Origin of the sequence: Halomonas sp. KM007, assembly GCF_050709225.1 — a bacterium.
Lineage (GTDB): Bacteria > Pseudomonadota > Gammaproteobacteria > Pseudomonadales > Halomonadaceae > Vreelandella > Vreelandella hamiltonii.
On the sequence record NZ_CP136131.1, the window covers coordinates 2,595,129 to 2,615,062 of the forward strand.

Here is a 19,934-nt window from a genome sequence, read left to right on the forward strand (position 1 = left end):
CGATGTATAAGTATAAAAAGGTGAAAACGTACACAAGCCGTCAATACCGGGGCTCAGTGGTGTATCAACGCCGCCAGAAGGCCGGAGTAAAGAGCACCAGGACGGTGAAAATTTCCAGGCGCCCCATCAGCATGGCCAGTACCAGAATCCATTTGGCCAGGCTGGGTAAGTCGCCATAGTGGCTGCTGGCTTCGCCCAGCGCAGGGCCCAGGTTGTTGAGCGCCGAGCCCACCGCCGACCAGGCGGTCACTTGATCCACGCCGGTGGCCATCACACCCACCAGCATCAGGAAGAACAGCATGACATAGGCCGAAAAAAAGCCCCATACCGCCTGCGCGATGCTGTCGGGTACGCTGACCTTGCCGACCTTCACCGCAATCACCGCGTTGGGGTGAATCAGGCGCATGACTTCGCGCATGCCCTGCTTGAGAATCAGGATGATGCGGATCACTTTCATGCCGCCAGCGGTGGAGCCCGAGCAGCCCCCTACGAAGGCGGCAATGAACAGCAGAAACGGAATTGCCCCAGGCCAGCCTGAGAAGTCGGCCACGGCGAATCCCGCCGTGGTAGCCACGGAGACGACCTCGAACAGCGCATGCCGCAGGCCGGTGATGTCGTCATAGGTCTTGGTCAGCCACAGGGTAATGACGGTAATCACGGTCAGACCCGTCAGGAACAGCAGCAGAAACCGGGCTTCCGGGTCCTGAAAATAGTGGGTCAGGCGCTTCTCGCGCCAGGCCACGAAGTGGAGGCTGAAGCTCACCGCCGAAATCAGCATGAAGCTGATGCAGATCAGCTCGATGGCGGCGCTATCGAAATAGCCGATGCTCAGGTCATGGGTCGAAAATCCGCCGATGGCGACCGTGGAAAAGCTGTGGCCCAGCGCATCGAACCAATCCATGCCCGCGACCATGTAAGCCACGAAGCAGGCAAAGGTCAAGGTGGCGTAGATATACCACAGTGCCTTGGCGGTTTCGGTGATGCGCGGCGTCAGCTTGGAGTCTTTCAGCGGCCCCGGAATTTCCGTGCGGTACAGGGCCATGCCCCCGACCCCCAAGGTCGGCAGGATGGCCACCGCCAGTACCACGATGCCCATACCGCCCAGCCACTGCAGCTGCTGGCGGTAGTAGCGGATCGACTCGGGCAGAAAATCGATGCCGGTAATGACCGTGGCCCCGGTGGTGGTCAGGCCCGAAAAGGATTCGAAGACGGCATCGGTAATGCTCAGGGAGTCCTCGCCAAACAGCATCAGCGGCAGCGAGCCGAACAGTGCCAGCACGGTCCAGAACATGGCCGCGATGATGAAACCGTCCCGAATGCGCAGCTCCTTGCGCGCCCGGCGGTTCGGCAGGTAGATCAGCAGGCCGGTGATGACGGAAATCGCAATGCCGCTCATGAACGCATGCCAAACGCCGTCGCGAAACCACAGCGACATCAGCATGGGAGGCAGCATGGTGAGGCTGAACAGCATCAGCAGCAGGCCCAAGATACGTAGAATAATCCGCAGGCTCATGGCAGGGATGGTCTCATTGCTGGCTGGTTCCTAGAAAAACGTCAATCCCACCTGGAAAAGCCGCTCGACGTCGCGGATACGCCGTTTGTCGATCACGAACAGAATCAGGTGATCACCGCTCTCCACGCGCACGTCGCCGTGGGCAATCATCACTTCCTTGCCGCGCACCACGGCACCGATGGTGGTGCCTTCGGGAAGCTCGATCTCATCGATGGTGCGGCCCACCACCTTGGAAGACTGCTTGTCGCCGTGGGCAATCGCCTCGATGGCTTCCGCCGCACCCCGGCGCAGGGAGTGCACGTTGACGATATCGCCCCGGCGCACGTGGGTCAGCAGGCTGCCGATGGTGGCCTGCTGCGGTGAAATGGCGATATCGATATCGCCACCCTGGACCAGGTCCACGTAGGCGGCGTTGTTGATCAGCGTGAGCACCTTCTTGGCCCCCAGCCGCTTGGCCAGCAGCGACGACATGATGTTCACCTCGTCGTCGTTGGTCAGGGCACAGAAGATGTCGCAATCCTCGATGTTCTCTTCTTCCAGCAGGCGCTTGCTGGTGGCGCTGCCGTGCAGCACCACGGTGCGGTCCAGCCGCTCCGAGAGCGTGGTGCAGCGCTCCAGGCTGTGCTCGATGATCTTGACCTGATGGCTATGCTCCAGATGCTCCGCCAGGCGTTCGCCGATGTTGCCACCCCCGGCAATCACCACCCGGCGGAAGTCGCGCTCCACCTTGCGCAGCTCGCTCATCACCGCGCGGATATCCCGCCGCGCCGCCAGGAAGAACACTTCGTCGTCGGCTTCGATGACCGTGTCGCCCTGGGGGATGATCGGCCGATTGCGCCGGTAGATGGCGGCGACGCGGGTTTCCACGTTGGGCATGTGCTTGCCCAGGAAGGCGAGGTTCTGGCCCACCAGCGGGCCGCCATAGAAGGCTTTCACCGCCACCAGCTGCACCAGCCCTCCGGCAAACTCCAGCACCTGCAGGGCGCCGGGATGCTCGATCAAACGGCGTACGTGGTCGGTCACCACCTGTTCCGGGCTGATCAAGACGTCGATGGGAATGGCTTCGTGGGCAAACAGGCCCTTGCGGGTGAGGTAGGCCGTGGAGCGTACCCGCGCGATCTTGGTGGGAGTGCGAAACAGCGTGTGGGCCACCTGACAGGCGATCATGTTGATCTCGTCGGTGTTGGTCACCGCGATCAGCATGTCGGCGTCTTCGCAGCCCGCCTGACGCAGCACGATGGGGTAAGAGCCCGCACCGGTGACCGTGCGGATATCCAGCTTGGTGTGCAGCTCGCGTAGCTTGGCGCCGTCGGTGTCGACGACGGTAATGTCGTTTTCCTCGCGGGCAAGGTGCTCCGCCAGGGTGCCGCCGACCTGGCCGGCGCCGAGAATGATGATTTTCATCGCTAAGCATCGGTTCCGTTATGAGCGCCAGCGTTTTATCAGCACGCGGTGTGCGCTGCAACAAAGACGGCGGCCAGTGTAAACCAGCCGCCGTCGAAAAGCAGGTGACGATTACTCCAGCGTGAAGCCGACCTTGATCGTGACCTGCCAGTGGGCAACACGCCCATCTTCGATGTGACCGCGCGTATCGGTCACTTCCAGCCAACGCATGTTGTGCACGCTTTCGGACGCTTTGGCCAATGCGTTCTGAACGGCTTCCTCAATACCTTTTTCGGAAGAGCCGGTAAGTTCGATGTGCTTGTAGGTGTGATGACTCATGTGTTCTCCATCCTTGTCATGAATTCACTGCCTAATGCCCCTGAGGCCAGGCGCTTGCCTTAGGCAGTCTGCTTCTCCAGTCTGGCATAAAAAAAGCCATCGTGACTGTTTTGTGCGGGAAACAGTTGCCTGCCCGGCCCACTGGGCTCGCCCCAGGCCACATCGTTCGGCGTGGTGGCCCGGGCGTCGGGGGTGCGGGCCAGGAAGGCTTCGATCTGGCCGCAGTTCTCTTCCGGCAGCACCGAGCAGGTGGCGTAGAGCAGCGTGCCGCCGGGGCGGAGCAGCGGCCACAGGTTGTCGAGCAGGCGCTGCTGCAGGCTGGCCAACTGACGAATGTCCTCCTTGCGGCGCAGGGCCTTGATGTCCGGATGGCGGCGAATCACGCCCGTGCCGGAGCAGGGGGCATCCAGCAAAATGGCATCGAACGGCGTCCCGCTCCACCAGTCGCGGGTGGTCGCATCGGCATGCTTCAGCTCTGCAGCGAGCCCCAGCCGAGCGAGGGTGTCATCGACACGGGCCAGACGCTGATTGTCGCTGTCCAGCGCTGTCAGGGCGATATCGAACTGCTCCAGCAAATGGGCCGTCTTGCCGCCCGGGGCGCAGCAGGCATCCAGCACATGGGCGCCGGGCCTGGGCGCCAGGGCCGGGCCCAGCAGAGCGGCCGACAGCTGGGCAGCTTCGTCCTGCACGCTGACGTGCCCCTGGGCAAAGCCGGGCAGTACGGTCACGTCGCAGGGGGTGTGCAGCGTAATGCCGTCCGGGGCGTGCAGACACAGCTCGCCGCCCAACCCCTGCTCGGTGAGTCGAGTGAGGTACGCTTCACGATCATTGTGGCGCTGGTTGACGCGCAGCGTCATCGGCCCCGGTTCGTTGTTGGCCTCGGCAATGACACGCCACTGCTCGGGCCAGGCGCTGCGCAGCTTGCCGAGCAGCCACTGGGGGTGTTCCAAGGCCACGCTCTCATCACGGTCCACTTCGGCCTGCAGCGCATCGGCCTCGCGCTGCAGTCGGCGCAGGCAACCGTTGAGCACGCGAGTTGCCCACTCTTTGTCCAGCAGGCGTGCGGCCCCGGCGGTTTCCCCCACGGCGGCGTGGGCAGGTGTGCGCATGTAGAGCAGTTGATAGATACCGATCAGCAGCAGCGCCTGGATATCCGCGTCACGCTTTTTGAAGGGCTGCTTCAGCAGGCGGCTGGCCAACGCTTGCAGTCGCGGCAAACGTCGGCAGGTGCCGTAACAGAGTTCTTTGAGCAGCGCGCGGTCTCTGGCAATGACGCTGTGCTCATCGAGCCCGGCCAGGGAGCCTTTATCGGTGAGAATCGGCACCAGGCTTCTGGCCGCCGCCGCGCGCACGTCCAGGCCGCTACCGCCTTTGGTGGGTCGCTCGCTCATGGGTGCGCTCCTTGCGAGGCTGGCTGTGAAGGCTGTCCAAGGCGAACACCCTCGCTCAAGGGCGTTTGGCGGGCATTCAAAAGATCACGCACTGCCATGGCTTTGCCGCCGGGCAGCTGGGCACGGCTAACGCACAGCACTTCCTGGCCCTGGGCACCGCAGGCAATGCGCAGGTGTTCGTCGCCATGTGCCAACAGCGTACCGGGGGGCGATTGCGGCTGCTCACCTTGCTCGACGCTGGCCATGAGTAGGCGCAGGCGGTCGTTACCTAGCGTGCACCAAGCCACCGGCCACGGGTTGAAGGCGCGGATTTTGCGCGCCAGCTGCTCGGCGGGCTGGCTAAAGTCTAGCTCGGCCTCGGCTTTGCTGAGCTTGGCGGCGTAGGTCACGCCCTCTTCCGGCTGAGGCGTTGCCTCTAGGCTGCCGTTGTCCAGCTGGTCTAGCACGTTCACCAGCGCATTGGCCCCTTGAATGGCCAGTCGGTCGTGGAGGTCGCCACCGGTGGTGCGGGAGGTAATTGGGGTACGCACTTCATACAGCATGGCGCCGGTATCCAGCCCCGCATCCATCTGCATGATGGTGACGCCCGAGGCGCTGTCGCCCGCTTCAATGGCACGCTGAATGGGCGCCGCACCCCGCCAGCGGGGAAGCAGCGAGGCGTGTACGTTAATGCAGCCCAGGCGCGGCGTGTCCAGCACTGCCTGGGGGAGCAGCAGCCCGTAGGCCACCACGACCATCACATCGGCGTTCAGTGCCGCCAGCTCGGCCTGGGCCTCGGCGTCTTTCAGGCTGACGGGTTGATACACCGGCAGTGCCTGGGCTTGAGCCAGCTGTTTGACCGGGCTGGGAGTGAGTTTACGTCCCCGACCGGCGGGGCGGTCGGGCTGGGTGTAGACCGCCACCACTTCGTGTTCGCTGTCGAGAAGGGCAGCAAGGCTGGAGGCGGCGAAGTCTGGCGTGCCAGCAAAAACAACGCGTAACGGTGACATGGTGGAGAGCCCTTGAGTGAAAAGAGAAAGTGCTGCCGATGAAACGCAGGAGGGCCGAGAGGCAGCGTTGTCGTCACAGGTAAGCTTGTGGGGCAACGTTGTCAGCTCGGCCCAGGGCCAGATGACGCAACCGGGGTCAGGCGTCGTTCATCTGCTTGTAGCGTTTCTGCATTTTTTTCATGACCCGGTCGCGCTTGAGCGGGGACAGATAATCCACGAACAGCACGCCTTCCAGGTGATCGTACTCATGCTGAATGCAGTGGGCCAGCAAGCCGTCGGCTTCCAGCTCGTAGGGCTCGCCGTGGCGGTCCAGCGCCGTCAGCTTGACCTTCAGGTAGCGCGGTACTTCGGCGTAATACTCGGGAATCGACAGGCAGCCTTCCGACAGCGGCTCACGCTCTTCGCCGATAGGCTCATAGCGGGGGTTGATCATCACCAGCGGCTGGGAGTTATCGTCGCTGACGTCCATGACCACCACCCGGCGGTGCACGTCGATTTGCGTGGCGGCCAGGCCGATGCCACGGGCGTCGTACATGGTCTCCAGCATGTCATCCACGAGCTGGCGGACCTCGTCGTCCACGGTTTCCACCGCGACCGCCTTGGTGCGCAGGCGCTCGTCAGGAAATACGAGAATAGGAAGTTTGGCCATGGCGTTACCGTCACCGTTTATGCAGAGTCTTGAAGATGAGCAGGCGCCGCGCTGTGTCGGCGGGCCTAAGTGCTTTATATTGACCACTATATCATGCCATAAGCGTTCCTGGGCACGCGCCGCGCCGTGGCGCCCCCGCAACTGCTTCAAACAATCACCAGGGGATAACGAGGGGAGAACGGATGGTGGCTAGGATGGTAGCTGGAAAGCCGTTTTATCACAGCGTGTTGGGAGTGCTGCTGGCCTGGCTGGCGCTGAGCCCGGCAGCGCAGGCCTGGGAGCGGCTGCGCAGCGATGCACCCGAGCGCTACGAAGTGGTCGCCGGGGATACGCTATGGGATATCTCCGCACGCTACCTGCGCTCCCCCTGGCAGTGGCCCGCACTATGGCAAGCCAACCCGCAGATTCGCAACCCGCATCTCATCTACCCAGGCGACGTACTGGTACTGGGCGATTGCCAGGGTCAGCCGTGCCTGACGCTGGAGCGTGGCCAAGGCGTGGTTCGGCTATCGCCACAAATGCGCAGCGTTCCCGAGCGGGAAGCGATCACGCCCATTCCCATGGACGTGGTGCGCTCTTTCTTGCGCGATCACCGGGTGGTCGAGCCGGGTGAGGATGTTCAGGAACTGGCCTATGTGGTGGGTGGCGACAACCAGCGGCTGATCAGCGGTGCCGGGGATACGCTCTATGTGCGTGGCGAGCTGCCTGCCCGCCAGCGGCTGGGGATCTATCGCCCCGGCGAGCCTTATCTGGCGGCGGACGGCACCCTGCTGGGCGACGAGTTGATCAGTATCGGCGAAGCGCAGCGCATCAGCAGTGAAGGCGATATTTCACGTGTCGAAGTGCTGAGTGCCAACCAGGAAGTGCGCAACAACGACATCCTGCTGCCGCTGGAAGATATTCCGGTCAGCGAGGCCTTTACTCCCAGAGCGCCGCTGAACCAGGTGGCCGGGCGGATCGTGGCCGTGCCCGGCGGCGTTCGCTTCATTGGCCGGTTGCAGGTCGTGGCGCTGGATGTGGGCACCCAGGATGGCCTGCAGCCCGGCCATGTCTTGCGTGTCGATCAGCAAGGCGAAGTGGTCAACGACCCGCGCACCCAGGAGCTGATTCAGTTGCCCGCCACCGAGGCGGGTCTCGTGATGATCTTCAAACCCTACAGTCACATGAGCTATGCGCTGGTCATGCAGGCTTCCAATGTGTTGGCCGTGGGTGACGTGGTGAGATCTCCTCAGCACTAGTTTTCGTACTCAGCCTGGTTTTCGTACATAACCTGGTTTTTGTACATAGCCTGGCTTTCGTACATAACCTGTTAGGCCGCAGGTGTACTCGAACGATGAAAAGGAGGTGGCGATGGACGCCAGGGAGTGGCTGGTAATCAATGCATTGCCCGGCATGGGCGCAGCCCGTATTGCACAGCTGGTGGCCCGCTCGCCCCAGTGGCCACAGGGCTGGCTGGCGGCGCTGCCCAGTGCGGCGGCCAATGCCCTCAGATTATGGCTGGCGCAGCCTCAGCGCAGCCCGCTTCAGCAGGTGGTGGAAGAGACCGAGGCGTGGTTGGGCAAGGCGCCCCGTCGTCATCTGCTGCACCGCGACCACCCGGCCTGGCCTGCCTTGCTGAACCAATTGCCGGACCCGCCCGTGGTGCTGTGGGCACAAGGGGATTTGCAGGCGCTGGAGGGCCCGGGCCTGGCCATGGTGGGTACCCGCAAACCGACCGCCGAAGGCAGTGGCCATGCCCAGGCGTTTGCCCGTGAGCTGGCCAGCCGTGGCTGGTGTATTGTCAGCGGTATGGCGCTGGGCGTCGATGGCGTTGCCCAGCGCGCCGCGCTGGCCGCCGGTGGGCATTCGATCGCCGTGCTGGGGTGTGGGGTGGACGTCATTTATCCGGCGCGCCACCGCGAGCTGCACGAGCAGCTGAGCACCCAGCCCGGCGGGCTGCTGCTTTCCGAACACCCGCCGGGCACCGTGGCGCGGCCGGCCTTTTTTCCACGCCGCAACCGCATCATCACGGGGCTTTCGTTGGGAACCCTGGTGGTCGAAGCCACCGAGAAAAGCGGCTCGCTGGTGAGTGCCCGGCTGGCGCTGGAGCAGGGGCGAGAGCTGTTTGCCCTGCCGGGGTCGCTGCATAACGTTCAAGCCCGTGGTTGCCTGCAGCTGCTGCGCAATGGCGCGACGCTGGTGCGCCACGTGGAGGACATTCTGGCCGAGCTTCAGCACTGGGCACCGCATTATTGGCCGATGCTAACGCCCTCGGAGGAAGCGCCTGCCGAGAAGGCCTCGCCTGTGGCCCCCGCGCCGATGTCGCCAGCGCCCTCTGCCCAGACAGACTCTGCCCAGACAGAGCCGCCTGACCGCCTGCTGCACGCGCTGGGGCCTTCCCCCACGCCCATCGACTGGCTGGTGCAGAGCACGGGGCTGTCGGTCAGTGAGTGTCAGCAGCGGCTGTTGATGCTGGAGCTGGAGGGGCAGGTGGCCCAGCGTGCGGGTGGCTGGGTTCGGCTGACGGCAGCATGGTAAGATGGCGCTTTCTTGATCTGATGGTTCGATAGCCAGTAGGAGCGTCCATGAAAACGGCGGTTGATGTGAAAGCAGCGGTGCAGGCGCTACGGGAAGGGGGAGTGATTGCCTGCCCTACCGAAGCCGTGTGGGGGTTGAGCTGTGACCCGGACAATGACGAGGCGCTGGCGCACCTGATGCGCATGAAAGAGCGTGACCCGGCCAAGGGCGTCATTCTGGTGGCGGCCAGTATTCAACAGTTCCAGCCCTGGCTGAGCCAGCTACCCTTGGCGCTGCATGCGCCGCTGGCCGCCAGTTGGCCTGGCCCCAATACGTGGCTGGTGCCCGATAATGGCCGTAGCCATGGCTTGGTGCGTGGTGCCCACCAAAGCGTCGCCCTGCGGGTGACCGACCATCCGCTGATGAAAGCACTGTGCGAAGCCTTTGGCGGGCCGCTCGTCTCCACTTCCGCTAACCGTGCAGGCGATCCGCCCGCCATGAGCGCGGAAGAAGTCGCCACGATCTTTGGCGATGACGTCGCCGCTATCGTGGCGGGTGAATTGGGCGGCAATGCCAAACCCAGCACCATCCGCGATTTAGTGACCGGCAAAGTGATGCGTGACTAGCCGCTCGGCTTCGTCACACTGTCAGCGACTCACGACTCACGACTCACGACTCACGATTCATCTCACCAGGAGCTACCGTGGCCCACGAACACCTCGACGACGTCAAACACTACCTTCTGGATCTGCAGGATCGGCTGTGCGCCGGTTTGAGCGCCGCCGATGGCCAGGCCACGTTCAGGGAGGATAGCTGGCAGCGTGAAGAGGGCGGCGGTGGTCGCTCACGCGTCATGACCGATGGGCGGGTGTTCGAAAAGGGCGGCGTCAATTTCTCGCATGTCTTTGGTGCTCAGTTGCCCCCGTCGGCCACGGCCGCCCGCCCGGAGCTGGCTGGGCGCAGTTTCCATGCGGTGGGGGTTTCCTGGGTCATGCACCCTGAAAACCCGCATATTCCCACCAGCCACGGCAATGTGCGCTTTTTCATTGCCGAGAAGGAGGGCGAGCCGCCGGTCTGGTGGTTTGGCGGCGGTTTCGATCTCACGCCCTACTATCCCGTGTTCGAGGATGTGGTGCACTGGCATCGCGTGGCGCGTGACGCCTGCGCTCCGTTCGGAAAAGGGGTGTACGAGCGTTACAAGGCGTGGTGCGATGACTATTTCTACCTCAAGCACCGGGAGGAGACCCGAGGCGTGGGCGGGCTGTTTTTCGACGACCTCAACGAAGGCAGCTTCGAGGAGTGCTTTGCCTTTCAGCGCGCCGTGGGGGACAGTTTCCTGGCGGCGTACCTGCCCATCGTCGAGCGTCGTCAGGCCGATGCCTGGGGCGAGCAGGAGCGCGACTTCCAGCTCTATCGTCGTGGCCGCTACGTGGAGTTCAACCTGGTATGGGACCGAGGCACCCTGTTTGGCCTGCAAAGCGGTGGGCGCACGGAGTCGATTCTGATGTCCATGCCACCTCTGGCGCGCTGGGAGTATGACTTCACGCCTGCCCAGGGCAGCCGCGAAGCGCAACTGCACGATTACCTGGTGCCGCGTGACTGGCTGGGTGAAGCGGGCCAGTCGTCTCAAGCTCAGGCCCAGCCCAGCGGAGAGATCTCATGAGCGACCGTTACTGTGTGTTCGGCAACCCCATCGAGCACTCCAAATCTCCGATGATTCACGCTGAGTTTGCCCGCCAGACCGAGCAGGACATGGAGTACGTCGCGCAGCTGGCACCCACCGACGGCTTCGCCCGTGCCTGGCAGGCCTTCGTGGCGGCGGGCGGGCGCGGTGCCAATGTGACCGTGCCTTTCAAAGGCGATGCCTTTGCGCTGTGCGACACGCTCAGCCACCGGGCCAAGCGCGCGCAGGCCGTCAATACGCTGATCGTCGGCGGCAATGGCCGCACCTATGGCGATACCACGGATGGGGTCGGGCTGGTACGTGACCTTGCCTATCAGGGAGTGACGTTGAAGGGTAAACGCCTGCTGGTGCTGGGTGCTGGCGGTGCCGTGCGGGGTGTGCTGGAGCCGCTGCTGGCGGAAAAGCCTGCCTGCCTGCAGGTGGCCAACCGGACGGCTGAAAAAGCCACTCAGCTGGCCGCTGCGTTCGCCGACCTGGGGCCGATCAGCGGCAGTGGTTACGCGGCCATCGAGGGGCCGTTCGATCTGGTGATCAACGGCACCAGTGCCAGCCTCTCTGGTGCGCTGCCGCCGCTGCCAGAGGCGCTGTTCAGCGAGGGTGCCTGGGCCTACGACATGATGTACGGGGCCGAGCCCACGGTCTTTCTGCGCTGGGCCGAGGCGCAGGGCGCACAGCCGCGGGACGGCCTGGGGATGCTGGTCGAGCAGGCCGCCGAGTCGTTCTTCCTGTGGCGCAACGTGCGCCCCGAGACGTCTCAGGTGCGCACGCGGCTTCGACAGTCATTGACGGGCGGCTAGCGGGGTTTGGTGTAGAACCCCACCATGCACATCACCAGCCCCACCACGGAGAGCAGCATGCCGCCGTTCACCAGCAAGGGAGAACGCTCCAGCCAGGAGACGAACGGCTGGGGCGTCTCGCGGCAGGCGCTTTCCAGGTAGTTCCAGTAGCCCCCTTCGAGATGGCAGGCGCGCACGTCGCCCAGTTCCCAGAAATAGACGCTCAGCAGCACCAGAATCGGCAGTACCAGCAGCAGTAAACCCAGTCGGATCATCTAAACCTCAATGTCAGGAGCGTATATCAGGGGCGTGGGCAGTTGGGCGTGCGGCCGCTTTGGCGAGCTTCTTCGAAGCTGGCCATGGCGGGCTCCATGTTGGCCTGCAGGCCCTGGATGCGCTGCCCCTGGCTTGGGTGCGTCGACATCCAGGCGGGGGGCGCGCCACCGCTGGACGCGGCCTGCATGTTTTCCCACAAAGTCACGCTTTCGCGAGGATCGAAGCCTGCCTGTGCCATCAGCTGCAGGCCGATGACGTCGGCTTCGCTTTCATGGCGGCGAGAGAAGGGCAGCGAAATGCCGTACTCGGCGCCCATGCCCAGCACGCCCATCAACTGCTGGCCCGCCGGGGTTTGCATGCCGGAGGCGCTGGAAATGACCGACAGGCCAAGCGAAGTGGCGCTTTGGGTCGAGGCGCGCTCGTTGGCATGGCGTGCCAGCACGTGCCCCATCTCGTGGCCGACGACCGATGCCAGCTGATCCTGATTGGTGGCCACGTTCAGCATGCCGGTATTGACGCCCATGTAGCCCCCGGGGAGGGCGAAGGCGTTGGGCTGCTCGGACTCGAACACGCGAATTTGCCAATCCAGATTACGCTGTTCGCCGGGCAGAATGTCGACGATGGCGTTGGTGATGCACTGGACATAGCGATGGCTCGCCTGGTTGGCCGTAGGCACGTCGCGCTGGTACTGCGCGAACGCCTGCTGGCCCATCTGATTGAGCTGGTCTTCCGAGAGCAGCAACAGCTGCGAACGGCCGGTGGGGGACGTGGAGCAGGCAGCCAGAGAGGCGCACAAAGCGGTGACGGCAAAGGGGCGAAGCCAGCGCATAGACGGTTTCCTAATAGACGAGAAGGGATCCTTGCACACAAGATAACCACTGACAGCGGTAAATCAACTCTTATCATAACCTACTCTGAGGGCCACCATGGATGCGCAATTAAGCCAGCGCTTGACGCAGCTACTCGATCACATCGACCACTGGTTGCCGCCAGTGCCCACCCCGGTGAACTGGCAGACCCATGTGGCGGCCATTTGGCAGCGCCACCCGCTGGGCGGCCAACTGGTGCCGGTGCCGCCCCGAGATGGCATGACGCTGGACGACCTGCTGGGCATCGAGAGGCAGAAACTGGCATTGGTCGATAATACCCGCGCCTTTCTGCAGGGGCTGCCCGCCAACCATGCCTTGCTGTGGGGCTCTCGTGGCAGCGGCAAGTCGTCGGTGGTGCGTGCGCTGCTCAACTCTCTGGCCAGTGAAGGGTTACGCCTGATTCAGGTCGACCGCCATGACCTGGCAAGCCTGCCACGGTTGGTCGAGCAGTTGCGCCATCAGCCTCACCGCTTCGTGGTGTACTGCGATGACCTGTCGTTCGAAGGCAACGATGATGCCTACAAGGCGCTGAAAAGCGTGCTGGACGGCGCCTTGACCGGCCCTCCCGAGAACGTGCTGCTGTATGCCACTTCCAACCGCCGTCACTTGCTGCCGGAGTCGATGAAAGATAATCAGGGAAGCCGCTTGGTAGGCGAAGAGCTGCACCATGGTGACGCCGTGGAGGAGAAGATCTCGCTGTCAGACCGTTTCGGGCTGTGGCTGGGCTTTCACCCGTTCAACCAGGCAACCTATCTGGAGGTGTGTGAGCACTGGGTCAACCGCACGGGTAGCGGTAACGACTGGGACGATGGCACGCGGGCGGAAGCCGTACGTTTTGCCACCCTGCGCGGTGGGCGCAGCGGCCGAACGGCGTGGCAGTTTGCGGCCCAGTACGTGGGCCGCAAGCGGCTGCAAGAGGAGCGTCAGCGCGCCGATCAGCGCTGAGGAATCAGCTGCCCATCGGCGCCGACGTTCAAGCGGATGGTCGGCGTCAGCAGGCCGGAGGGCAGCGTCATGCCCAGGCCGCGCAGATCCCCAGGGGTGATGGCCAGCTCGCTACCGGGGGGCAGCTCACCCTGGCTTGCCAACTGGCTGGCCAGCTCGATCATGGGCGTCATGCGCTGGGTGTCGGTGGCCAGAATATCGAACGCCACCGGCAGGCGCAGGTTGGCGTCGTCGCCTGGGGTGAGGGTCACGTCCTGTTGATACTGCCCCTGCACGGGGTCGACGCCCGGCATGTCCAGCGTCCAGCGAAACCCGGACATTTCAACGGCAGGCATGCCTGCCGGTAGTCCGAGACCCATGGCCAGGGTGGCCTGCACGGGCAGGCTGCCAGCGCCCAGGCTAGAGGCCAGCAGGCGAGTCATGTCGCTGGTATCCAGGCCGGCATTCACGCTGTATGGTCCGATGCGTACCTCTTCGACTCCCAGAGAAGTAACGGCCAGCCGGAAGGCAAACAGGCCGGTTTGTGGCAGCGCAAGGCAGCCGGTCAGTAGAGCAGCGAGCAGCAGCAGAATCAGGCTGCGGCCACGGCGAAGGGCATGGTGCATGTGTTTCCCCCAGAGAAAGGGCAAAAGGTCAGTGTAGCGGATGCTCGAAAGCGCCGCTATTTGAGGGCTACCGCCCATGGCTGTCAAGTGGATTTGTTGGCACCGAGCGTCGCGCCGGTCGCAAATCCCGAAAAGCCATCGCCCGCCATATAGGCGGGCGATGCAGACAAGGCCAGTTTTCCAGCAGCGCCTAGCGGCGGCTCTTGCGGGCTTCCTTGGTGCGGTTCAGCTCGCGTTTCTTGGCTTTCTCCTTGTCGCTGGCACCTGCCATCTTGTCGAAAGGGTTGCTGCCTGAACGGAACTCGAAGCGCATGGGCGTGCCGCGTACCTTCAGCACCTTGCGGAAGGTGTTGATCAGGTAACGGCGGTAGGCCTCGGGCAGCGATTCGGTCTGGTTGCCGTGGACCACGATGATGGGCGGGTTGCTGCCGCCCTGGTGGGCCATGCGCAGCTTGATCCGCCGACCGTTGACCATGGGGGGCGGATGCTGGCTGACCGCATCTTGCAGCAGCGTGGTCAGGCGGTTGGTGGACCAGTGGGCATTGGCTGCCTTGAAGGCCCGCTCGATGGAGGGGTAGAGGTCGCCAACGGCGGTGCCGTGCAGTGCCGAGATGAAATGCAGCTCGGCGTAGTCGGCGAAGCCCAGGCGACGCTTGATGTCCGCCCGCATCTTCTCCTTGGCTTCGCTTTCCAGCCCGTCCCACTTGTTCACTGCCAGCACCAAGGCGCGGCCCGTGGTCAGGACGTAGTCCAGCAGGTGCAGATCCTGTTCGACCAGACCGCTGCGGGCATCCAGCACCATCACCGCCACATGGCTCTCCTTGATGGCGTCCAGCGTCTTGATGATGGAGAACTTCTCGGCAATTTCACGCACGTTCTTGCGTCGCCGTATCCCGGCCGTGTCGATCAGCACATAGGGGTGGCCGTTACGCTCGAAGGGGATCTCGATGGCATCGCGAGTGGTGCCTGCTTCATCGAACACCACGACGCGGTCTTCACCCAGCAGCCGGTTGACCAGCGTGGACTTGCCCACGTTCGGGCGGCCAATCACGCCGATACGAATGCCTTTCGTGCCGGTGTCGGCAGGAATGGTCGGGTCGCGCTCGGGGAAGGGTTCCAGCACGGTATCGATGAGCAGTGACACGTTGCGCCCGTGGGCGGCGGCGATAGGCCACGGGTCGCCCAGGCCCAGTTTCCAGAAGTCGGCCATGGCAGAGTGCTCTTCGAGCCCATCGGTCTTGTTGACCACCAGCCAGGTTTTCTTCTGATTGACACGCAGGTGATTGGCGATGGCCTCGTCGGCCACGTTGAGCCCCGCTCGGGCGTCCACCAGAAACAGCACGATGTCTGCTTCGTCGATGGCGGCCAGGGATTGCTCTGCCATGGCGGCGTCGATACCTTCCTCGTCGCCGCTGATGCCGCCCGTGTCGATCACGGTATAGGCTTTGTTGCCCAGCATGCCGTTACCGTATTTACGGTCTCGGGTCAGGCCGGGAAAATCCGCCACCAGCGCATCGCGCGAGCGGGTAAGGCGGTTGAACAGGGTCGATTTTCCCACATTGGGTCGACCCACTAACGCTATGACGGGTGTCATGGAGTGACTTCCAGGGTTTCCAGGCGACCATTGTTGGCCTGGACATGAATGGTGCTGCCTTCAGTGACAGGGCGCACGCTGATACCGGAGCTGTGGACGCGGGTACGTCCTACCAGATTGCCTTCACGGGCATCCAGCAGGTGCACATAACCTTCGAAATCACCGACCACCAGACGGCCATCCGCAAAGGCGGGCGGCGTCAGCCAGCGATCTTCCAGATCCGTATTACGCCATACTTCCTGGCCGCTATTGGCATCCAGGGCAATGACGTGGCTATTGTCGCTCACCACCAGCAGCAGGTTGCCGACCAGAACGGGAGTATGGCGACTGGAAATGTTGGCTTCCCACAGCGTACCGCCCTGAGTAGCTTCCAGCGCCACCACACGGCCATTGTAGCTGGTGACGAACAGGCGACCATCCGGGCTCAATACCGGTTGACCAGAGAGGTCCACCAGACGTTCGACATCGCTACGGCCACGTGGTGTGGCAATCTGCATTTCCCAAAGGGGCTGGCCGCTGCGGTTATCCAGCGTCGCCAGGCGTCCGTTGGCCGTACCCACGAAGGTGACCGGGTCGATGACCATGGGCGTGCCGGTGCCGCGCAGTGTCAGCGCAGGCTGAGAGCTGGTGTAGACCCAGCGCTCTTCACCGCTGGCGCGATCCAGGGCCGTTATCTGGCCGTCGATGCTCTGCACCAGCAGCAGTTGCTGGTTGGCCTGGGGAGCGGCCAGCACTTCGCTGGACACGCGCGAACGCCAGCTCACGCTGCCGTCACGCTGGCTCAGCGCAATCACTTCACCGTTGCGGGTGCCCAGGTAAACTTGGCCGGCAATGGCGTTGAGTGCACTGGAGATGGGGGTATCCAGCTCGACTTGCCACTCACGCTCACCGCTCTGGGCACTGAAGGCGGCTACCAGGCCGTTGGCATCGGCGGCAAACACGGTATTACCCTCGCGTGCCGGTGCAATCGGGTAGCGGGCACGGCCAAAACCGTCGCCAACGCTGCGCCGCCACTGGCTATCCAGTGATGAGGTTTCATTGAAGCTACGCAGCTCTTTGGGGGTGTAGGCAGGCTCACCCTTGCTGGCGCAACCCGCCAGCAAGGCCAGCGCAACGGCGCCCAGCGTGGCACGCATCAGCGCAGTGGAAAAACGTGGTTTTAACAGGCTGTTGGTCATCACTGATTCGCCTCCTCGGCGCCGATATCGTCGAGCTTGAACTGCACGCCATAAAGCGGCTGGTTCTGCGTTTGGGCAATCTCCAGCGCGGCTTGCCATGCTTCGCGAGCCTGCTCGGGCTGGCCAAGCGCCAGATGAGCATCGCCGCGTACGTTGGCCTGTTGGGCGGCCAGCGTGTCGGTGATCGGCTGGTCCAATAGCTCCAGTGCCGCCTCGGGGTTGCCTTCGGCCAGTTCGATACGCGCCAGCCGCAGCCAGGCCAGGCTTTGAACATAACGGCGTGACGAGCCGTCGGCGACGCTTTCGAGGGCTGCTTTGGCCGCGGCCAGATCGCCTTCCTGCACGGCCAGGCGGGCTTCCAGCAACTGGGCAAGTTCGGCATACAGAGTGCGGCCATGCTGGTCGGTCAGTTCACCGATCAGTTCCCTCGCTGCCGCGAGCTGGTCCTCTTCCAGCGAGTTGGCGGCCGTGATGGTCACCAGCTGCTGGTAGCGGGCAGAGGCCGCTTCCGACTGGCCTTCCTGGTAGTTCTGCCAGGCATTCCAGCCGAACACACCGGCGGCAGCCAGCACCGCGCCGGCAATCAGCGACGTACCGTTCTCTTTCCACCAGCGCTTGACGACGTCCAGCTGTTCTTCTTCGCTTCTCAGATCCGCCACGGGCGGCCTCCTATTCAATCACTCAGCCGCTGCAGCGGCTGACAGGTATGCATCGCCCACCCGAGACGCTCGGTGGGCAGCGTTTAGTGGGTCGCGTTGCCTGGTGTGGCGGCCAGCAGGTCGCTCAGCATGCTGGCAAGGCTGGCCTGGGCGACCTGCTGCTGCTCACGGTCATCACGCAGGAATTTCAGGGTGGCCGTTTGCTGAGCCAGCTCGTCTTCACCCAGCAGAATGGCAATGGGCGCGGCGCTCTTGTCGGCCTTTTTCATGCGACTCTTGAAGCTGCCACCGCCGCAGTGCAGCTGCAGGCGCAGGTCGGGCAGTGCGCTGCGCAGCTGTTCTGCCAGGGTGAGAGCTGCCACGGTGGCGCTGTCATCCATCGGCACCAGGTAGACGTCGCAGCCGCCCAAGGCCTCTTCCGGTACCAGGTCGAGAGTTTCCAGCAGCAGAATCAGCCGCTCGATCCCCATGGCAAAGCCCACGGCAGGTGTGGGCTTGCCGCCCAGCTGCTCGACCAGCCCATCGTAGCGGCCACCGGCACAGACGGTGCCCTGGCTGCCCAACGCCGTGGTGGTCCACTCGAACACCGTGCGGCAGTAGTAGTCCAGGCCCCGCACCAGGCGCGGGTTGACCACGTAGGGAATGTTGGCCGCGTCGAGCATGGCCTTGAGCTGCTCGAAGTGCTCCCGCGAAGCCTCGTCCAGATGATCCATCAGCTGCGGTGCACCGTTCAGCATCTCGGCCATGTCGGGATTCTTGGAATCCAGAATGCGCAGCGGATTGCTGGTTAAGCGTCGTTTGGAGTCTTCATCGAGAACGTCTTGGTGCTGCTCAAAGTAGGCCACCAGTTTGTCTCGGTAGGCCGCCCGTGCTTCAGCGGAACCCAGAGAGTTCAGCTCCAGGGTGACGTGCTCCATCAAGCCAAGCTCTTGCCATAGCCGTGCCGAGAGCAGTATGACTTCGGCATCAATGTCCGGGCCATCAAAGCCGTAGGTTTCCACGCCCACTTGGTGAAACTGACGGTAACGCCCTTTCTGAGGCCGTTCGTGGCGGAACATCGGCCCTTGGTACCAAAGCCGCTGGGTCTGGTTGTGCAGCAGGCCATGCTCCATGGCAGCGCGTACGCAGCTGGCGGTGCCTTCCGGACGCAGGGTCAGGCTGTCGCCGTTGCGGTCGTCGAAGGTGTACATCTCTTTTTCGACGATATCGGTGACTTCCCCGATGGAACGGGCAAACAGGGCGGTTTGCTCCACGATTGGCGTACGGATCTCATCAAAGCCGTAGCGCTGCATCAAGTGGCGTACCTTGGCCTCAAAAAATTGCCAGCGAGGGCTGTCGCTGGGCAATAGGTCGTTCATTCCACGGATGGCTTGAATCTTTTTAGCGGCGGACTTGCTCAATGAAAACTCCTTGTCTGGGCGGCAGCGCGAGGCGCAAGGCGTGCCGCCTGTTGCAGGCAACGCAGGTGTCAAACGCTGCGTGCAATCATGTTCTCTTGCTGCTGCTCTTTCTGGCGTACCTTGTCGCGGATCAGCTTTTCCAGGTCATCCACCAGATGGTCGTTACGCAGTTTGCTGGCCGGTTTTCCGTCGATGTAGACCAGGTTGGCGGGTGAGCCACCGGTCAGGCCGATATCGGTCTCCTTGGCTTCGCCAGGGCCGTTGACCACGCAGCCAATCACCGAGACATCCAGCGGGGTCATGATGTCTTCCAGGCGCTCTTCCAGCTGGTTCATGGTGCTGATGACATCGAAGTTCTGCCGTGAACAGCTGGGGCAGGCGATGAAGTTGATGCCTTTGGCGCGCAGTCTCAGGCTCTTGAGCATGTCGAAGCCGACCTTGATCTCTTCCACCGGGTCGGCGGCCAGCGAGACGCGAATGGTATCGCCGATACCATCCATCAACAGCATGCCGAGGCCAATCGATGACTTGACCGTACCCGAGCGCAGGCCACCCGCTTCGGTAATGCCCAGGTGCAGCGGCTGTTCGATGCGGGTGGCCAAATCACGGTAGGCGGCCACGGCCATGAACACGTCCGAGGCTTTGACGCTGACCTTGAACTCCTGGAAGTCGAGCCGATCCAGGTAGTCGATGTGACGCATGGCCGACTCGACCAGCGCGGCAGGCGTGGGCTCGCCATATTTCTTTTGCAGGTCCTTTTCCAGCGAACCGGCATTGACGCCAATGCGAATCGGAATGCCGTGCTCTCTGGCCGCACTGACCACCGCGCGGACGCGATCTTCCCGGCCAATATTGCCCGGGTTGATACGCAGGCAATCCACGCCCAACTCGGCGACCCGCAGGGCAATCTTGTAATCGAAGTGGATGTCGGCCACCAGCGGCACATCGACCCGCTGTTTGATCTTGCCGAAGGCTTCGGCAGCATCCATGTCGGGGACCGACACACGGACGATGTCTGCACCGGCTTTTTCCAACTGCTGGATCTGACCCACGGTGGCGTCTACGTCCAGGGTGTTGGTGTTGGTCATGCTTTGAACGGCAATCGGGGCATCGCCGCCCACGGCGACGTTACCAACGTGTATCTGGCGCGAGGGGCGACGTTTGATCGGAGAAGGGGCGTGCATAGGA

At 63.2% G+C, this 19,934-nt stretch carries 20 protein-coding genes; 6 read left to right on the forward strand and 14 right to left on the reverse strand.

Annotated elements, in window-relative coordinates; genetic code table 11:
- Positions 1–64 precede the first annotated feature (64 nt).
- From RVM27_RS12260 to def, 6 genes are all read right to left on the reverse strand, one after another.
- A complete protein-coding gene (locus RVM27_RS12260) occupies positions 65–1,513 on the reverse strand; it encodes a TrkH family potassium uptake protein (RefSeq protein ID WP_081136610.1) in 1,449 nt (482 codons plus the stop codon).
- 30 nt (positions 1,514–1,543) lie between these two features.
- The gene (gene trkA, locus RVM27_RS12265) at positions 1,544–2,917 is read right to left on the reverse strand and encodes a Trk system potassium transporter TrkA (RefSeq protein ID WP_039179559.1); all 1,374 of its coding nucleotides are present in this window, start codon (positions 2,915–2,917) and stop codon (positions 1,544–1,546) included.
- A gap of 111 nt (positions 2,918–3,028) precedes the next feature.
- On the reverse strand, positions 3,029–3,235 hold the full coding sequence (locus tag RVM27_RS12270) for a dodecin (RefSeq protein ID WP_016914940.1): 207 nt from the start codon (positions 3,233–3,235) through the stop codon (positions 3,029–3,031).
- Positions 3,236–3,294: 59 nt separating this feature from the next.
- Complete coding sequence (rsmB, locus tag RVM27_RS12275; RefSeq protein WP_498956720.1) at positions 3,295–4,626, reverse strand: 16S rRNA (cytosine(967)-C(5))-methyltransferase; 1,332 nt, start codon at positions 4,624–4,626, stop codon at positions 3,295–3,297.
- Complete coding sequence (fmt, locus tag RVM27_RS12280; protein ID WP_287808463.1) at positions 4,623–5,615, reverse strand: methionyl-tRNA formyltransferase; 993 nt, start codon at positions 5,613–5,615, stop codon at positions 4,623–4,625. Before fmt ends, rsmB begins: the two co-directional genes overlap by 4 nt.
- 136 nt (positions 5,616–5,751) lie before the next feature.
- The gene (gene def, locus RVM27_RS12285; RefSeq protein ID WP_016914937.1) at positions 5,752–6,264 is read right to left on the reverse strand and encodes a peptide deformylase; all 513 of its coding nucleotides are present in this window, start codon (positions 6,262–6,264) and stop codon (positions 5,752–5,754) included.
- Between the two features lie 194 nt (positions 6,265–6,458).
- Between def and RVM27_RS12290 the strand changes: the two genes are divergently transcribed.
- The 5 genes from RVM27_RS12290 to aroE all read left to right on the forward strand — a co-directional run bounded on the left by RVM27_RS12290 (position 6,459) and on the right by aroE (position 11,241).
- Positions 6,459–7,502 (forward strand): LysM peptidoglycan-binding domain-containing protein, encoded by a 1,044-nt coding sequence (locus RVM27_RS12290; RefSeq protein WP_498956721.1) that lies wholly within the window; start codon positions 6,459–6,461, stop codon positions 7,500–7,502.
- Positions 7,503–7,614: 112 nt separating this feature from the next.
- A complete protein-coding gene (gene dprA / locus RVM27_RS12295) occupies positions 7,615–8,781 on the forward strand; it encodes a DNA-processing protein DprA (protein WP_498956722.1) in 1,167 nt (388 codons plus the stop codon).
- 47 nt (positions 8,782–8,828) lie between these two features.
- Entirely contained in the window at positions 8,829–9,386 is a 558-nt protein-coding gene (gene tsaC / locus RVM27_RS12300; RefSeq protein ID WP_193460972.1) for an L-threonylcarbamoyladenylate synthase type 1 TsaC, read from the forward strand.
- A gap of 77 nt (positions 9,387–9,463) precedes the next feature.
- Complete coding sequence (hemF, locus tag RVM27_RS12305; protein WP_287808460.1) at positions 9,464–10,423, forward strand: oxygen-dependent coproporphyrinogen oxidase; 960 nt, start codon at positions 9,464–9,466, stop codon at positions 10,421–10,423.
- A complete protein-coding gene (aroE, locus tag RVM27_RS12310; protein ID WP_287808458.1) occupies positions 10,420–11,241 on the forward strand; it encodes a shikimate dehydrogenase in 822 nt (273 codons plus the stop codon). The genes hemF and aroE overlap by 4 nt, the downstream gene beginning before the upstream one ends.
- Here aroE and RVM27_RS12315 read toward each other — a convergent pair.
- Entirely contained in the window at positions 11,238–11,495 is a 258-nt protein-coding gene (locus RVM27_RS12315; RefSeq protein ID WP_016914931.1) for a hypothetical protein, read from the reverse strand. The genes aroE and RVM27_RS12315 overlap by 4 nt on opposite strands.
- Before the next feature lie 26 nt (positions 11,496–11,521).
- Positions 11,522–12,325 carry a M48 family metallopeptidase gene (locus RVM27_RS12320; RefSeq protein ID WP_287808455.1) on the reverse strand — a complete coding sequence of 268 codons (804 nt, stop codon included), beginning with the start codon at positions 12,323–12,325 and terminating at the stop codon, positions 11,522–11,524.
- 97 nt (positions 12,326–12,422) lie between these two features.
- On the opposite strand from RVM27_RS12320, the gene RVM27_RS12325 reads away from it, so the two are divergent.
- On the forward strand, positions 12,423–13,310 hold the full coding sequence (locus RVM27_RS12325) for an ATP-binding protein (RefSeq protein WP_498956723.1): 888 nt from the start codon (positions 12,423–12,425) through the stop codon (positions 13,308–13,310).
- Here RVM27_RS12325 and RVM27_RS12330 read toward each other — a convergent pair.
- From RVM27_RS12330 to ispG, 6 genes are all read right to left on the reverse strand, one after another.
- Positions 13,301–13,915, reverse strand: a complete 615-nt coding sequence (locus tag RVM27_RS12330) for a hypothetical protein (protein WP_039180342.1) — start codon at positions 13,913–13,915, stop codon at positions 13,301–13,303. The two genes, RVM27_RS12325 and RVM27_RS12330, sit on opposite strands and share 10 nt — an antisense overlap.
- A 190-nt stretch (positions 13,916–14,105) precedes the next feature.
- Positions 14,106–15,509, reverse strand: a complete 1,404-nt coding sequence (gene der, locus RVM27_RS12335; RefSeq protein ID WP_039180340.1) for a ribosome biogenesis GTPase Der — start codon at positions 15,507–15,509, stop codon at positions 14,106–14,108.
- The gene (bamB, locus tag RVM27_RS12340; protein WP_287808452.1) at positions 15,506–16,687 is read right to left on the reverse strand and encodes an outer membrane protein assembly factor BamB; all 1,182 of its coding nucleotides are present in this window, start codon (positions 16,685–16,687) and stop codon (positions 15,506–15,508) included. The genes der and bamB overlap by 4 nt, the downstream gene beginning before the upstream one ends.
- Positions 16,687–17,346, reverse strand: a complete 660-nt coding sequence (locus tag RVM27_RS12345; RefSeq protein WP_287808451.1) for a YfgM family protein — start codon at positions 17,344–17,346, stop codon at positions 16,687–16,689. The genes bamB and RVM27_RS12345 overlap by 1 nt, the downstream gene beginning before the upstream one ends.
- Before the next feature lie 83 nt (positions 17,347–17,429).
- A complete protein-coding gene (gene hisS, locus RVM27_RS12350; protein ID WP_287808450.1) occupies positions 17,430–18,746 on the reverse strand; it encodes a histidine--tRNA ligase in 1,317 nt (438 codons plus the stop codon).
- Between the two features lie 68 nt (positions 18,747–18,814).
- Positions 18,815–19,930 carry a flavodoxin-dependent (E)-4-hydroxy-3-methylbut-2-enyl-diphosphate synthase gene (gene ispG / locus RVM27_RS12355; protein ID WP_039180327.1) on the reverse strand — a complete coding sequence of 372 codons (1,116 nt, stop codon included), beginning with the start codon at positions 19,928–19,930 and terminating at the stop codon, positions 18,815–18,817.
- Positions 19,931–19,934 lie beyond the last annotated feature (4 nt).